Here is a 16248-nt window from a genome sequence, read left to right on the forward strand (position 1 = left end):
TCCGGGAGGCGTTTGCCAGCGCATCGGCTCCGCTCGACCTCCCATTTGCATCCACGCAGGCACCCCGCGCGCGCGACCGCGCCCCGCGGGCGGCCCGCGGGGCGCAAACGCCCAGCAACGCCCCTGCCCACCGCAAACACCGCGGTCCCTCGCGCCGCCGGCAGCAACGAAGCGCGACCCAGTTGCCGACGATTGCAGCCCATTTCGGTTGGCGCACTCCCGGGGGCGGCGGGCCTCGTCCCAAATTACGAGACAAGGGGCTGCGATTTGAGACAGATGGTGGATACAGTCTGCTTGTAGCGCATCGCGTTCGCGCATCTAACCTGGCCCAGCAAGCCCCCTGAACACGGAGAATCACCTCATGAGCAATGCAGACTGGTCGTTCGAGACCAAGCAAGTCCACGCCGGGCAAACGGCAGACCCCACGACCGGTGCGCGGGCGCTACCGATCTACCAGACGACATCGTTCGTGTTCCCCGACGCCGACACCGCCGCCGCGCGCTTCGCGCTGCAAGACCTGGGACCGATCTACACGCGCATCGGCAACCCCACGCAGGACGTCGTCGAAAACCGCGTCGCGGCACTCGAGGGGGGCGTTGGCGCGTTGCTGCTCAGCTCCGGCCAGGCAGCGGAGACGTACGCGTTCCTCAACGTGGCGCAGGCCGGCGACCACATCGTCGCCAGCGCCAGCCTCTACGGCGGCACGTTCAACCTGCTGCGCCACACTCTTCCGCGGCTGGGCATCGAAACCACCTTCGTGACCGACCCGCACAACCCGCAGGAATGGCGCGACGCTATTCGCCCCAACACCAAGGCGCTCTTCGGCGAAACCGTCCCGAACCCGCGCTCGGACGTGCTGGACATCGAAACCATCGCCGCGATCGCTCATGAAGCAGGGGTCCCGCTGATCGTCGACAATACCGTCGCGACCCCGTACCTCCTCAACCCGATCAAGTACGGCGCGGATATTGTGCTTCACTCCGCAACGAAGTGGCTGGGCGGGCACGGCACCTCGATCGGTGGCTTGATCGTTGACTCCGGCAACTTCGACTTTTCGCAGGACCCCGAGAAGTTCCCCGGCTTCAACACCCCCGACCCCAGCTACAACGGCCTGGTATACGCACGCGACCTGGGCGTCAACGGAATCCTGGGGGCCAACCTCGCGTTCGTCCTCAAGGCGCGGGTGCAGCTGCTTCGCGACCTGGGCAGCGCCATCTCCCCCTTCAACGCCTTCCTCATCGCGCAGGGCATCGAAACGCTCTCGCTCCGCGTCGAGCGCCACGTCTCGAACGCGCGCACCGTCGCCGAATGGTTGGAAGCGCGCCCCGACGTGGAACTGGTGAATTACGCATCGTTGCCGTCGAGCCCGTGGCACGCCAACGCCGAAAAGTACACGCCGAAGGGATCGGGTTCGGTCGTCTCGTTCGAAATAGCGGGCGGACTGGAGGCCGGGAAGGCTTTCGTCTCAGCGCTGGAGCTGCACTCCAATGTCGCCAATATCGGCGACGTTCGCTCGCTCGTGATCCACCCGGCATCGACCACCCACAGCCAGTTGACGCCGCAGGAACAGGCCGACGCGGGTGTCACGCCCGGCCTCGTGCGGCTCTCCGTCGGCATCGAGAACATCGCCGACATACTCGCAGACTTGGAGAAGGGATTTGCCGCGGCAGCGGCCCAGGCCTGATCCGCGCAGGTTTCCCCGAACTCGTGGGTGTGACCGTCCGCTGTTGTCCACAGGGCGGTCACACCCGGCGTCTTTTCAGTCCGGACGCGTAGAGTCGGTTATCGATGCACTTTTTGGACAAGACATGAGACGGAACCGACGTGACTCGTTGCGATGACTTCCCCCGCGGGAAGCAGCCGCACCGGCGTAGCGAATTCCCGCTTCCGGTGCCGGTAACCGGTGCCTGGCTTGAGGGAGACCCGGTAGGGCATCGGCAGTTCGCGAACGTAGGTCCCCTGATCCTCGAATCGGGGCTGTCCCTTCCCGACGTCACCGTCGCGTATGAAACCTGGGGACGGCTGAACGATGCGGGCACCAATGCGATCCTGATCCTGCACGCATTGACCGGAGACAGCCACGTCGTTGGGGACGCGGGCGACGGGCACCGCAGCGCCGGTTGGTGGAACGATCTGGTCGGCCCGGGTAAGCCTATCGACACCGACAAGTACTTTGTCGTCGCGCCGAACGTACTGGGCGGATGCCAGGGAACGACGGGCCCCGCCAGCCTCGATCCGTCGGGCAGGCGCTACGGCAGCCGCTTCCCGCGGGTCACGGTCCGCGACCAGGTCGACGCCGAAATCGCGCTCACCACCGCCCTCGGGATCGGCTCGTGGCACTTGGTCATCGGCGGTTCAATGGGTGGTCAGCGCGCGCTCGAATGGGCGCTCCTGGGACCGGCAGCCGGCATCGGCGTCGATGGCATCGCCGTGATCGCCTCATCCGCCCAGTTCACCGGCGACCAAATCGCGTGGTCACACCCGCAATTGGCGGCTATTCGCGGCGACGCGCACTTTCGCGGCGGCGACTACTACGACGCACCCGCGGGCCAGGGGCCACACAATGGCCTGGGGATCGCCCGCCAAATAGCGCATGTCACCTACCGCAGCGCCGAGGAACTGGACACGCGCTTCGCCCGGGTCCCACAGGGAGCGGAAGAACCGTTGCACGGCGGCCGCTTCGCGGTCCAGTCCTACCTGGATCATCACGCGTCGAAGCTGGCATACCGGTTCGATGCCAACAGCTACGTGACCCTCACCGAATCTATGCTCTCGCACGATCTGGGCCGGGATCGCGGCGGGGTCGCGACCGCCCTGCGCTCAATTCGCACCCGGGCACTGATCGTCGGGGTCGATTCGGATCGCCTGTTCCCCTTGGAAGCTTCGCGCACCATGGCGCGCCTGATTCCCGCAGCCGATCCGCTGCGCACCATCCATTCCCCCTACGGACACGACGGGTTCCTGATCGAGTTCGACCAACTCGCCTCCATCGTGAAAGACTTCGAACTGAGCCTCGAAGAACGCACGGCGCCCCATTAGGCGGTGGCCCGTTAGGAGTTGGGAAGTCAGTGAAGACTAATTTCGACGATGCGCGGACAGCCCTGGCAGCCCAGTGGGAGCGCCTCGATGCGTGGCTGTCGGTTTTGGACGAGGTCCCCGCGTGGCAGTCGCGGCCCAGCACTCTACCGGATTGGACCGTTGGGGAACTGGTCGCACACCTGGGTCGCGCGTTCACCGCATTGACGGCGTGCGAGCCGGCACCCGCGGGAACTATCCCCCTGCCCCTCGCCGAATACCTGGGCATGTACCCCACGCGAGCGCATGAAATTTCTCAGGTCACCAAGGCGCTCGCCGCAGATATCGCGGGCGACCCGCTTGCGGCAATCCGCGCAGAGGCGCGCGCCGCTTTCACCGCGCTCGATGCGCTGGCGGGCGCCGCACCGAGCCCGGGGGAACTGGTCGTACAGGCGCGCCGAGCCCCCATCACGCTGCGTGACATGACCATATCGCGCCTGATCGAGATCGTTGTCCACGCCATCGACTTGCAGGATTCGCTGCAGGGCGTCGTCGACTCGCGCGGCGATGCCTGCCCCCTGCTGCCCGCCGCGTTGCAGATCGTTGCCGACGAATTGCTTCGCATCGTCGTCATGCGCGGGGGCTGGAGTGTTTCCGTTCGCGATCCCCGCCTGTGGGTGCAATTGGCGACGGGGCGACGCTCCTACGACACCGACGCGCTGGCACGCGCACTCGAACCACAGTTCACCTCGGATTCGATCCCCGATCTAGGACGAGTTCTTCCCATCCTTTGATTCCGTCCCCGCGGCGCTGCGCGCCCCGCGCGGTTAGGGGTGCCTACTGGAACACCTCGCGCCAGGCCTCGGCGAGCGTCGGCCCGTTCTCGCCGATCCGCCACAAGTTCCAGCCGTCGGCGACCGACAACGAACCCGACACCGCCTTGGCGGCCCTGGTCGGATCGGTGAACGTTTGGCCGCTCGAGGTCGTTATGACCCCGTTAGGGCTGAGCGTCGAGGTGAAGCGATCGCTCGAGTTGGCGCGATTCCATACGAGCGGGACTGCGTCCTCGAGGTACCCGCACAAATCAGCCAGATTGCGCGCTTGGGAAGCGTCGCCGGGGGAACCCGCCGCCGGCTGGGCCCGGTGCGAGCGTTGCAGTGCCTCGACGGTTTTTCCCGTCACGGCGGCCTCGAGCGCGACGGTTTTGACCGCGAGCGAACGCGCGGGCGGGCGATGCGTTCCTTGGGCGGGGCGCGGCAGTGTGGTCCGCGGCAGGGCGCGCCGCGGGGCCGGGTCAACGATGGGGATCTCCGCCGTTATGGCTAGCGGTTCGGCGAGCGCGTAGGTTCGGCCCACGGATATGTGCGCGGTGGGCGCGCCAGACGACGGGACATCCAGGCCCCCGGGGATAGCGATCGGGATCCCCGTGTCCTCATCGATCTCCTCAGTGGGCACCGCCACTGCGCCCGCCGGCTCGACTGCGCCCGCCGGCTCCGCCACGGCCTCCGGTTCGACTGTGCCCGCCGGCTCCGCCACGGCCTCCGGCTCGACTGTGCCCACCGGATCGACTGTGCCCACCGGATCGGCCATGGCCACCGGATCGGCCACGGCCACCGGTTCGACTGTGCCCACCGGTTCGACTACGCCCGCCGGTTCGACTACGCCCGCCGGTTCGACTGCGCCCGCCGGCTCCGCCACGGCCTCCGATTCGACTGTGCCCACCGGTTCGGCCACGGCCACCGGTTCGGCCATGGCCTCTCCCACCGAGCCGACTGCGCCCGCCGGCTCCGCCACGACCTCGGCCGCCCGGTGCGCATCCGCGGAAGCTTGCGGGTGAGAATTGGCCCCGGTCGGGTTCGCGGCGTGCACCGCCCGCGTTACGCGGGCGACGACCTCCGCGGTGATTGGCAACACTTCAAGCGCGCCGGCCTGGGCGCTCAGGAACCGCACTGCGTCGTCGATGTCGTGGGAGGCCGTACCGCACACGATGATGAGCCGCGGCGGTGCCGCCAGTTGGCCGACGGTCCCCACCAACTCGGGATTCTTCGCGTAGAAGCCCGCCAGGTCGCTTTCGAAAGCCTCACGCCCCCCTTGGTACGAGGACGCCATCGCGGACCGCGACCGATACCCGAGCCTGCCGGCAACGCGGATCGCCTCCATGAGGCCGACCAGGTCGACGTGGAAAAGGACCTGCACAACGACCTGCCTGCCCTGCGCATCGAGCGCGACGAGCACCCCGTCATCGGCCGCTTCGTGCCCCTTCGGGACCACCCAGGACAGCACCAACAGGGGCTCGTCGATCAGAACGGCTGCGTGATGAGCCAGGATGCGACGGACCCTCTCTTCAAACTGTCCCGATTCGCTCACCTCTCCCGCTCCCGCCGAACGGCGCGCCAGCAAGCGAAGCGAGCGTGGGACGGCCGCGGCTGGGGCTGCGATCCGAGACTCGTCATAATTGCATGGTAAAGCAGAGTCGAACCGCGCGAAACCGCAAACGACCATTTCGTGGCGAATTACATCAAATTCACCGCAAATACCCGGTAATAGCCGCGGTATAAACGCGAGATTCCGGCTCCTAGCTACCCCGCTCCCCGCGCCCCACCGCGCGGTTCCGCCCATGCGGTGGGGCGCCTGCAACGACCCAGCCCGCATGACCGGACAACGCTCCAGCGCGCGACGGCGACAGGGTTCCAGCCCGCAGTCCCAGCGACTTTCCCCTAGACGCCGTCCGGAGCCGGGGCCTTCTCGCCGCACGCCTGGCGCAGGCCCTTGCGATCGCCGGGATCCAGCGCTTCCAGCATCGCGTCCGTTATCTGGTCGAGGGCCCGCAGCTGGTCGGGGGTCAGCCTGTCGATCACGACGTCGCGCACGCTCGCCACATGCGTAGGGGCCGCCCGCACCACCAGGTCCCACCCGGCATCGGTCAGCGTCGCAAGGGTGACGCGTCGATCTAGTTCGCTGGTTGATCGAACCACCAGACCGCGGTCTTCGAGCCGCCGGATCACGTGCGAAAGGCGAGGCAATGTCGCGCTAGTGCGCGCCGCCAGCACGGTCAGCGGCATGGTGCGCCGATCCGATTCAGAAAGCTGCGCCAAGACGATGTACTCAAAGTGGTTGAGGTTGTGGTCGCGCTGCAACGGCTGGTCGAGCGCGGCAGGGAGCAACTCCGCAATCACTTCGAGTTTTACCCATGTATGAAGCTCTTGCGCGGAGAGCCAACGAACGTCATTCATGACACCATTGTAATTGGTTGTAACAACAACCTAAAGCCCGCGGGGCCCACCCCTACAATCGATCGGCGATGACCTGAGCGAGCGTCTTACCTTGCACCCCGGCCAGGTCAGCCGCCTGGGTACGGCAGGAAAACCCGTCCGCCATGAAAATGTCCCCCTCGCCCGCGGCCCGCAGCGCTGGCAACAGCTCATTCTCCGCGACCTGCACCGATACCTCGTAGTGCCCGTTTTCCATCCCGAAGTTGCCCGCAAGACCACAGCATCCCGACAGCGTCGTGAGCTGCGCTCCCGCATCCTTCAACAGCTTCTCGTCGGGGCCAAAACCCATCACCGAATGGTGGTGGCAGTGAGGCTGCACAATCGCCGTCACATCCGATAGGTCCGGCATGGTCCAGCGGCCTTCCGGGCCGACGGGGGCCGGGGCAGTCAGCAACTCCGCAAGCGTCATGGTCTTGTTGGCGACGGCGACCGCCCGCGGGTCATCCGGGTGCAGTTCGAGCAGATCCGACCGCAGCACGCCCGTGCACGATGGTTCCACGCCGATGATCGGGATTCCGGCGACGGCAAACGGGCCCAGCACCTTGAGCAACTGCTCCTGCTTCTTGCGGGCCCCGGACAGCTGCCCAGTGGAAATCCAGGTAAGACCGCAGCAGGCCTCTCCACCGGGAACGATCACGTCATAGCCGGCCGCGTCCAGCACCCGCAACGCAGCCTTGGCCGTATCGGGAGTCATCGAATCGGAGAACGAATCAGCCCACAACACGACCCTGGGGCGCGCAGCGGCCGCTCCATTCGCGGAAGAAGGCGTGGCGGCGCTGAGGCGGACCTCGTCCTGCTTCCTAACCCACTTCCGAAACGGCTCGGTTGCGAAAGTGGCCATGGCCCGCCGCGGGTCCATACCCCCGACCCTGAGCACCAGCCTTGCGAAGGGACGGAAGCTCAGGAACCAGTTCGCGATCGCCGCCAACGGCGCAAATCCCGAAACCAGGCGCGCCCACCGCGGCAACCATCCCAGCACGTAGTGGTTGACGGGGCGGACCTTGCGCTCGTATTTGCGGTGCAAAACCTCGGCCTTGTAGGCCGCCATGTCAACGCCCGCGGGGCAATCGGATGAGCAGGCCTTGCAGCTCAAGCACAGGTCCAGCGCATCCGCGACCTCGGGGGCGGACCAGCTGCCGGTGATGAGCGAACCGTTGACCAGTTCCTGCAGCACGCGCGCCCGCCCGCGGGTGACATCCTTTTCATCGCGCGTGGCCTGGTAGGACGGGCACATAAACCCGCCCGCACTGAAGTTGTCCGCCCGGCATTTACCCACACCCGTGCAGCGGTGAACGGCCTTGGTGAAGTCGCCGCCGTCGTGCTTGAACGCGAATCCGGTGGTCGGATTGACCGGCTTGGCGTTGGGCCGGCGCAGGTTTGCATCGAGCGGGTCGGGGCGCACAACAACGCCGGGGTTTAGCAGATCGTTGGGGTCGAACAGGCCCTTGAACTGCGCAAATAGATCGATCGCCTGCTGCGAGTACATAGCCGGCAGCAATTCGGAGCGCGCTCTGCCATCGCCGTGCTCACCGGAAAGGGACCCGCCGTGACGCGCCACAAGCGCGGCGGCATCCTCCAAGAACCGGCGGAAAACTGCCGCATTGTCCTCGAGCGGCAGGTTGATCCGAACGTGAATGCAGCCGTCGCCGAAGTGGCCATACGGCACCCCGTCCAGGCCGTATTCCTCCAACAGTCTGTCGAAGTCCCGCAGGTAGGCGCCGAGGTTTTCCGGCAGCACCGCCGCGTCCTCCCAGCCGGGCCACCCCTGGTCGCCCGACGGGGTCCTCCCCGCCAGCCCGGCCCCATCGGCGCGAATGCGCCACATGCGCGTGGCCTCGGGTCCCGCCGGAAAGATCATGGCCTCCTCGGTGCGGGCGACGCGCACCAAGTTCCGGGCGTTTTCCATGGCGTCTTCGGCCGTCTCCCCACCGACCTCTACCATCAACCAGCCGCTGCCCGCGGGCAGCGTCGGCACGGCGTCGCGTCCCTTTGCGCGCTTGATGATGTCGATCAGGCGCGCATCCATGCCCTCGATCGCAAGCGGCTTGCAGGCCAGCAACAGTGGTACATCGTCGGCGGCAAGCGGCATCGACTCGTACCCCAAGACGACCAGCGTGGGGGCGGAGGGGACGGGCACCAGCCGCACGGTGGCCCGCAACATGGTCACAACGGACCCTTCGGTGCCCGCGAGCGCCTTGGCCAGGTTCGACCCGTTTTCGGGAAGTAGGTGTTCGAGCGAATACCCCGAAACCTGGCGCCCAAAGCGCCCCAGTTCGGTCCTGATGAGCGCCAGATTTTCCTGCACCAATTCCGCAAGACCCGCAACGGCGTCCATGCCCTGCCCGTCCGGCCCGACCGTGAAGCGGCGCCCCGTCCCGTCTATCACGTCCAGCTCGATGATGTTGTCGGAAGTCCGCCCGTATGCAACGGCGTGCGGCCCGCAGGCGTTATTGCCGATCATGCCGCCCAGCGTCGCGCGGTTCTGCGTGGACGGGTCGGGCCCGAACCGCAAGCCGTAGGGCGCGGCCGCCTTTTGCAGGTCCGACATGATCACGCCGGGTTCGATGACGGCGGTCTGCGCGACGGGGTCGATGCTGATGATCTTGTTGAGGTGCCGGGAGAAGTCGATGACGACGCCGGGGCCGATCGAATTGCCCGCGATCGATGTCCCTCCGCCGCGGGTTGTGATCGGGATGCCCGCCTCGCGGCACAGTTCCAGGGTGGCGATGACGTCATCGATCGAGGCGGGGATCACAACGACTTCCGGAACCACGCGATAGTTCGAGGCATCAGTCGAATACTCCGCACGTCGCAGATTAGAGGACGAGACCTCCCCCTCCACGCGCGCGCGTAGTCGCTCAACGAGCGGTTCGACGTCGGGGCGGATCGGGCTCGGGGCGTTTGCTGCAGGTGCGGTTGTCACCGTCCTATTGTCCCATCACTGGCGGCGTGCGCCGGGACGTTCGGCTCCGTGCACCCGCGCGTCCGTGCCCCTACTCGGCGGCGGGAGGCGTCTGCCCGGTGCCCGGTTGGAAGGTCTGCCCCGGTCGATACGTCGGCCCCGATTGGGAGCCGTAATCCGGCACGGTCGCTTGCCCGGAAGTGGCGGCGGGTCCCCCGCCCGGCGCCTGCCCGGCTTGCGCCGAGTGAGCAGAATCGGGCAGCCGATCACCGCCTTGGGGCCCAGCTCCCGCCGCCTCATCCAGCACGGATTGGATGGCGTCGGTGGCCGCGGGCCACGCGAGTTCCAACCTGACCTGCGCGGCCGCGTCGTTGTCGTTGCGACCGTCGATCTGTTGGGAGCGCAGGCCCTTGCGGCTACCCGTCTTCGCGTCGTTTCCCTGCACGTTGGTCGCCTGCGAGGTCGTCGTGTCCTCGAATTTGAACCGCGCGTTCGCGTTGCGGTAGTAGTTCCACACGAAGTAATACAGGGCGACGCCCGCCAAGACCGCGAAGATGAATAGGGCGCCCGGCCCGTTCGAGTCATCCGACGTGGAACTCGCGTACACCGTCGCCGCTACCTGCATAATCACAGGAAAAACACCACCCCTCCGCCAATCAGCGTCACAAGCGTCACGGCGGCGGAGAAGAATCCCAGCTTCGCCTTGTTGATGGGAACGGACCCCATCACCGCTCCGGTGCGGCCGTTGACGGCAATATAGTGCAAGAATTCCTTGCCGCTTCCGCGCCTTTCGTAATAGGAATACAGCCAGATCGGCGCGTACATCGAAAGATACCGGGCGCCCTTGACCTTGACTTTCCCGCCGGTCCACTTGACGCCGCGGTCGTACTTTGTCAGGGTCCGCCGCATCAGCGAAGTGCCGATCCCAAAGACCATGCTGCCGACGCGCCAACCGACGTCCTGGACATCCAAATCACGCTTCTCCGAGGTGTACCCGCCCAGGTAATTTGCGTTGTACTCGACTGCCTTCTTCGTGTCGAAGGGCAGCACCGCGTTGATGACGTTCGCCGTGTCCTGCGCGCGGCTCATCCCTGCCCGCTGGCCCGAAGACTCGACCGTTAGATCGTCCACCGTTATGTCGAAATCCCTTGCCACGCGGTAGACGTCCGCGTCGTATCGGGTCTCGGAAGAGTTCTCGCCGGTGCTGACGGTGTATCGCCGCGTCTGCACCTCGCCCTCGCCCGCCATTTCGACATGCGCGTTGACGTCCGCAACCAGGTAGGGCATGTAAACACCCACCACGTTGGCGGCAGAGAACTCCCTCTTGAACCCCTTATGGGCGAAGAACATCCGCTTTTTTGCGAATTGATTGACGAGTTCCACTGCCTGGTCGTGGCTCAGCGAGAACGGCAGCACAGCATCCGGCACGGCCCCATTCGCCACCCTCTGGTTGAGCGAGAGCACGGAACGGCACCAGTGGCACCGTGCCTGCACGTTGGTGGCGGAGTTGATGACGACTTCCGCCCCGCAACCCTGGCACTTGATCGTGACGACATCGGCAGCGTTGGGGTCGATTGCGCCCGCTCCGCGAGCGACATGCATACCCGTCAGCGCGGAGATCTCAGTGTCGTACCCCAGCGCCGCCTCAATGTTGCGCTCGGTCCACTGCGCGCGGCAATAGCGGCAAATCAACACGCCCTTTTGCTGCGAGTAGGCAATATCCGTCGAACCGCACGTCGGGCACTTATCGTGCCCGCCCACCTGCAGGGGAACGCTCATAGACCGAGGACCTTGGCCTTCGCCGCGTCGAAGTCCGCCTGCGTGATCAACCCGGCGTCGAGCATCTGCTTGAACTGCGCGAGCTTGGCTACGGGATCGCCCGCATCGCCGCCGCCGGGAGCGGCCGGCTGGGCAGCGGGCGCTTGCTGCGCCGGCGGAGCGGGGGTCGCAAACGGGCCGGGTGTCGGCTGCGTCGGCTGCTGGATCGAACCCGCCATGCCGCCCGCTGTGCCCGCACCCATACCGAACATCGCCAGGCCCGCACCGCCGCCGGTTTCCCCGGCCGCCTGCACGCCGCGCGCGACGGACTGCTGCAAGAAGGTGTTGCCGCGCTGCCCAGAAAGCGCATCCGCCTTCTTGACATCGGAGAGCAACGCGCGGGTGTCCTCGTCATATTCAATCGCTTGGATAGCGACGCTAATGATCTCCAAACCGCGTTCGGTTCGCCACTTATACCCGTCCTCAACCGCCTGACCCAGCGACTGCGCGAATCCGAGCGCATCGGACTGGATCCGTGTGATCCGGTTTCCCTTGGACGGGTCGTTGGTGTACATCGAAAATGCGGGAGAAAGCGCGCTGACGACCTCGTTAAAGAGCTGCGAAGCCGCGTCGTTGTCGATGTCCGTGAAGTCGAATACGGGACCGTTGGGAACAATGTATGTTGCCGGCACGAAGCGAGTGACGAACAAGACCGGATCGACGATCTTTAGCGTGTACGTGCCGCGGACCAATGCCCCAACCTGCGCGTTGAGGTACGCATCGTCCCAGTAGATTTCCGACTGCGTGCCGAATCGGTTGTTCGGGATTTCCTTGAGGTTGACATAGATTGCCAGCTGCTGAGCCCCCGGCTGCCCGCCAAATTTGAAGCGTTCCCAGGACGTCTTGACCAGAGGGGAAATGAACCCGTCGCCCGCAAAGATGGATTGCGAGTTCTGGTCGTCGCTGGTGAACGTGTAGCCGCCCGGCTCGGCAATGAAGCCACTAATGCGACCCTCCGTGAAGGTGATCAGCCCGTAACCTTCGGGGACCACAATCTTTGAGCCATTCGTGATGATGTTGGACGAACCCTTGGTGTTGGACCCGCGCCCCGCGTTTTGCCCCTGGGGGACTGCCGCGAAAATCGCTGCCGTGGGGGAAAGTCCCGCAGGCGGGGCCAAAAAGTCAAGCCATTGATCTGCAAATGTCCCGCCGATTGCTCCCGCAAACGCTTTGATGAATCCCATTCGTCACTCCCCTAGTCGAGTGGCGCACCCAGCGGGTTCGCCTTTGATCGCGGTTCGAGTCTTAGAGTACTTTGCGAATCCGCAAAGAGCCATGGCTGCGGCTGGGTAATCAGTTAGCAATTACTGAGCGCTCCATGCGTCGTGTCGCGGTCGCACCATGACCGCCTGTACCAGGGCGCCTTCGCCAAAGGAATGCACCGACACCGCGCGGGCAGTGCGGCACGCCCCCGCGAAAAGGGAGGCCCCACTGCCCCGACTTTTGCATTTTCCCTATCGTTGAGTACAGTAGTGGGCGGTCCGCGCGTCACCACGCGTAGGCCACGCCGCCTTAGCTCAGTCGGTAGAGCGATTCACTCGTAATGAATAGGTCACCAGTTCGATTCTGGTAGGCGGCTCCATAGGGGATGCTTGATTTTTCGCGGATTCTTCCGCGATTCCGCGGCAGGTTCTTCGCGACCGTGCTCACATTGTTCACCGTTTTCCTTTTCCGAGGCTACTCCCTGTCGTTCGAGGCGAGCCTAGTCATAAACGGGTTGAACTACTTCGGACAGTTTCGCGTACGACAGCTACGCCACCATTCGCTGTCGCGCTGCGTTTTCTTGCTCCAGCAACCGGCTCCGCATACGTGCTTCGCGCGATTCGCCAACACGGCCTCGCACGACATCATCACGGAACTAATACGCATACGGCCCGAACACAATGGACCCTCAGGTCCGCCCTTCCGGGCAAGCCAAATCAGGCATCATCTACTCGTGTGACAGCCCGTTCGACGCTATTCAGGAAGGACATCAAAGTCAGTATCTTTCAAAGGCGGAGATACAACAATCGAACCCAAAACCCTAATTACGATCCCAGCAGCAATCAAGGAGCAACCCAGGGGGGTAAGGGTCCACCGCATTGTTGTGATCAAAAGATCAACGATGTCAAGACCAGGGTTAATGACCTGGTTCGTGATGCGGTCCTCAGCCAGGCTCGCGAAAACTTTGGGACCATAGACAGCAACAATGGGTCCCAAGACATTCAACGCTATTCCCCAGATGAAGCATCGCCGGACCGCATCATTAATCCTGTGGGGTATCGGAAAATTGCTCACTGATTTCTCCACTTCAGGTGTTCCATTTGCCTGCCGCATAGATAGAAGCAAGTGACGTCGCTTTGAAACGAGCTTTCCCAGCAACGTTCCCCCACGGAACTGCCTTCGTAGTAGCAGTATTACTGAACGCAGATCCCAGATTGTAATACTGCGACCAGGTTCCGAAGACACTGCCGTTGTAGCCACGGTAGTAGCCGTATCCTCGACCGGCGGCACCCTGGTTCGATCCTTCGGTCACAGTGAATGTGTACGCGATTTTGACGCCCCAGTCGACGCCGATGATCGTGTCGCCCTCGTAGGACGGAGACCAAGCGTTGGCCAGAGCAGCCCAAGTTCGAACGTTTGCCTTAGCTGCGGTCGAAGGAATATCTGAACTACTTGTGAGTTCGACAGTGCGCCCGGATTCATCGCTCGATAAGAGAGTGGCACCTAAGTTGTCAGCAATTTCGATTGCGTCTCCGAAGTTTCCAGTTCGTTTGGCGAGCACGATAGTTTCGATGTCTTGGATTGTCATGCCGCTAGGCAACGAGCCATCGGCCTCAGCCAGCACGACGAAAGGGTCAGCATCCCTGTCGTTTACGTTCAAGAGTTTGGACTGTTCCGCTGCTGCAGAGCCGAATTCGGCCGATGGCTCGTAGAAACCCTCAGAATCGGGGTAGAGCACCACGTAGCCGTCACCGTTCAACGGCGGTCGTGCTTCTTGCGTCGAATTTGGTCGGGTATCAGCTGCAGTCGAACTTGTGCTGCCCGCAACGACAATATAAAGGCCAAGCATCACTGCCACTGCGCTTGCTGCAAGTTGCCTTTTGTTCTTCCACACTGATTCCCACATCCTTGTAATCAACAGCGTCACTCAAGTTTTCCTGAGTATACACTGAAGAGACTGAGTCCACTTGGATTGCATCAGTCCTCAACTGCTTAGTCGGTGCGGAGCACCTTCCGAGGCAGTCGGCCGACCCCTCCGGTCCTGCCTTGGGCGTCCAGCGCCCGTCCAGGCTACCCCGGCGCTCCCACTAGCAACCTGCTCCAGTACGACGCATGCCATACCACGGCGCTGAGGCCGATTCTCGCGCAACCTGACGTCTCAGTTTGCTAGAACTGGCCGTGGTATGACACGCGTCCCACCTGCACGGACGGCTGACAGCGGGACCCTCGCGCTACGGAGTCCCTGGCCGACACGCCGGAACCCCGGCGGCAGGACCTACGAGGCTCATCAATCAGGTGCCCGTCCGTGGACGTTCCTCAACACACGGTCTAAGGCGGTGGCGGCTCGTTCGCCATCAACTAGTCGACGAGCAGCTACTGCCCAGACGAACCGGTCAGAGCAGGAAGCTTCGCTTTTTGCCATCAGCGCCGCATAGTCCTGACGATGACGGCGCTGCACCGCACGCGTCAGGCCTGTAAGTGACCATCGCGTGTGTTCCGACGTGGCACGTCCTCGCGCATCGCTCACTGTCACCACCCGCGACCGAGCGCCCCCCTGATCGTGTGCGCGAGCCTTAAAGAAAAGCGAGTGGCGGCCGCGTGCCGCCTTATCGCAGGCCATCAGGTGAGCAGCATAGTGGAGTCGCCGCCCATGCTCACGCCCGTAATCTGACGACGGACCGCCCCCATCGGACACGTCCTTCACCATGTACTGCACGGCCTTGGTCATGTACCAAATCGATTGGACGGTTTTTCCTTCAGCAATCAGCGGATCAGCCTTCACCTGAGTCCCGAAGTGGTAACGCTGCCCGCATGTGTCCACTATGGACGCAGTCCGCGCGATATTCGCTAAGATCGCGGGCATAACGTACTCACCTGCGGGAAGCGCAGGACCGCGTTCACACGGAGCGACCCTCTCGCCTGCCACTCTCGGGCTAGCGCATACGCCATCGACGGTACAATTCGCCGTATTTCCCGGACCACTCGATTCCACAGCCGGCCAATCTGGTAGTTCCAGAACACCGCATCGTCGCAGTCGTCGTCATCCAGATCAAGGGGTAGACCACGCAAAGTCAGCATCCTGTTCTGGATCATGGCTCACACCGCAGCTCACCCTGGCGGCGGGTTTCGCCTGTTCGACGCAGCTTTGGGATCGTCTGAAAGTCGTGGGCATGCCCCGATTATGCGGTCTGTTCCAGGGTTCCTTATTCGGTTCGTTTGTTGCCTTGATGCTGCCTTTGCGGGGCCGACCCATGGGCCAGCCCCGCTAGCTATATTCCCTGGCTTTTACCTTGCGCCCGCGCCTGCAGCGCCTCGGACTGAACCATAAAGTCCTCGGTATCTAGCACCGTGCCCTCAAACTTTTGCTGCAGCATCGCCATGGTACGTGCGACCATTGGCGCCGCGCGCCGCCGTGCGATCATGTGCAACGATGACGGCATCTCTTGGGTTAGCTCCTCAGGGTCTGGTGGAATCCACGACACCTCGTAAACGTGCGGACCGTAGTCACGCCAGTCGACGGTCGCAAGCGCCGGCGGCAAGTCACGGGTTGCCCGTGACCGTTTGATGACGATGGTCCCGTCGTATTCCAAGGTGGTGTAAAGCGCGGTTGTCCCGTCGGAATCCTGATATTCCTGGGCTCGCGGCAACACACTGCGCACGACCTCTTGCACAATCGACATCGGTTGCGGGTCTGGCGAATATAGCCGCAGATCGACCAGTGATTCTGGGTCGGGACGCAAAATCGTTCCCGATTCCTGGATCACGCCACCCCAACAGTGCTTAGCCACGGCCAGCGCCCATTCGCGCAATTCGGCGACGTGTCCCGGTTCAACCTCTGGCAACACGAATATGCTGTGTGGAACACCCAAAAGCCCCAACTGTTGGGCCTCTCGAGGTCCCAACGGCAAAGGCCCCGTAAGGACAATCTCTGGAGTCAACGCGAACTGTGGGTCAACAGGATCGGGCGCCGACATGGCGCCGCGAAAACGCGCGCCCCCGGACATTTTGGGTGCTTGCCGGGAACTTGCGGATTCCTCC

General features: G+C 63.9%; 11 protein-coding genes and 1 tRNA gene. 4 read left to right on the forward strand and 8 right to left on the reverse strand.

The genetic code is table 11. From position 1 onward, the window contains the following. Nucleotides 1–361 precede the first annotated feature (361 nt). The 3 genes from FB389_RS05095 (at nt 362) to FB389_RS05105 (ending at nt 3809) form a co-directional block, all read left to right on the forward strand. Nucleotides 362–1684: a bifunctional o-acetylhomoserine/o-acetylserine sulfhydrylase gene (locus FB389_RS05095; RefSeq protein WP_142111663.1), complete on the forward strand. Its 1323-nt coding sequence runs from the start codon at nt 362–364 to the stop codon at nt 1682–1684. A 140-nt stretch (nt 1685–1824) separates the two neighbouring features. Next, nucleotides 1825–3039, forward strand: coding sequence for a homoserine O-acetyltransferase MetX (gene metX, locus FB389_RS05100; protein ID WP_142111664.1), 1215 nt, complete (start codon nt 1825–1827; stop codon nt 3037–3039). A gap of 29 nt (nt 3040–3068) precedes the next feature. Then, nucleotides 3069–3809 carry a maleylpyruvate isomerase N-terminal domain-containing protein gene (locus FB389_RS05105; RefSeq protein ID WP_142111665.1) on the forward strand — a complete coding sequence of 247 codons (741 nt, stop codon included), beginning with the start codon at nt 3069–3071 and terminating at the stop codon, nt 3807–3809. 43 nt (nt 3810–3852) lie between these two features. Here the strand turns inward: FB389_RS05105 and FB389_RS05110 are convergent, their stop codons facing one another. The 6 genes from FB389_RS05110 to FB389_RS05135 form a co-directional block, all read right to left on the reverse strand. Then, complete coding sequence (locus FB389_RS05110; protein WP_142111666.1) at nt 3853–5382, reverse strand: restriction system modified-DNA reader domain-containing protein; 1530 nt, start codon at nt 5380–5382, stop codon at nt 3853–3855. Nucleotides 5383–5732: 350 nt separating this feature from the next. Continuing rightward, the gene (locus FB389_RS05115; RefSeq protein WP_142111667.1) at nt 5733–6248 is read right to left on the reverse strand and encodes a MarR family winged helix-turn-helix transcriptional regulator; all 516 of its coding nucleotides are present in this window, start codon (nt 6246–6248) and stop codon (nt 5733–5735) included. A gap of 52 nt (nt 6249–6300) precedes the next feature. After that, nucleotides 6301–9210, reverse strand: coding sequence for an FAD-binding and (Fe-S)-binding domain-containing protein (locus tag FB389_RS05120; RefSeq protein WP_246043529.1), 2910 nt, complete (start codon nt 9208–9210; stop codon nt 6301–6303). Between the two features lie 70 nt (nt 9211–9280). Continuing rightward, nucleotides 9281–9814 carry a hypothetical protein gene (locus tag FB389_RS05125; protein WP_142111668.1) on the reverse strand — a complete coding sequence of 178 codons (534 nt, stop codon included), beginning with the start codon at nt 9812–9814 and terminating at the stop codon, nt 9281–9283. A gap of 2 nt (nt 9815–9816) precedes the next feature. Beyond that, the gene (locus FB389_RS05130; RefSeq protein WP_142111669.1) at nt 9817–10968 is read right to left on the reverse strand and encodes a TFIIB-type zinc ribbon-containing protein; all 1152 of its coding nucleotides are present in this window, start codon (nt 10966–10968) and stop codon (nt 9817–9819) included. Further along, nucleotides 10965–12191, reverse strand: coding sequence for an SHOCT domain-containing protein (locus FB389_RS05135; RefSeq protein WP_142111670.1), 1227 nt, complete (start codon nt 12189–12191; stop codon nt 10965–10967). Before FB389_RS05135 ends, FB389_RS05130 begins: the two co-directional genes overlap by 4 nt. Before the next feature lie 322 nt (nt 12192–12513). Here FB389_RS05135 and FB389_RS05140 point away from each other — a divergent pair. Further along, nucleotides 12514–12589, forward strand: a tRNA-Thr gene (locus tag FB389_RS05140). A 708-nt stretch (nt 12590–13297) separates the two neighbouring features. Here FB389_RS05140 and FB389_RS05145 read toward each other — a convergent pair. Both FB389_RS05145 and FB389_RS05150 read right to left on the reverse strand, forming a co-directional pair. Next, nucleotides 13298–14137, reverse strand: a complete 840-nt coding sequence (locus FB389_RS05145; protein WP_142111671.1) for a hypothetical protein — start codon at nt 14135–14137, stop codon at nt 13298–13300. Between the two features lie 1342 nt (nt 14138–15479). Beyond that, nucleotides 15480–16052 carry a hypothetical protein gene (locus FB389_RS05150; RefSeq protein WP_142111672.1) on the reverse strand — a complete coding sequence of 191 codons (573 nt, stop codon included), beginning with the start codon at nt 16050–16052 and terminating at the stop codon, nt 15480–15482. Nucleotides 16053–16248 lie beyond the last annotated feature (196 nt).

The organism is Rarobacter incanus (assembly GCF_006715765.1).
Taxonomy (GTDB): domain Bacteria; phylum Actinomycetota; class Actinomycetes; order Actinomycetales; family Cellulomonadaceae; genus Rarobacter; species Rarobacter incanus.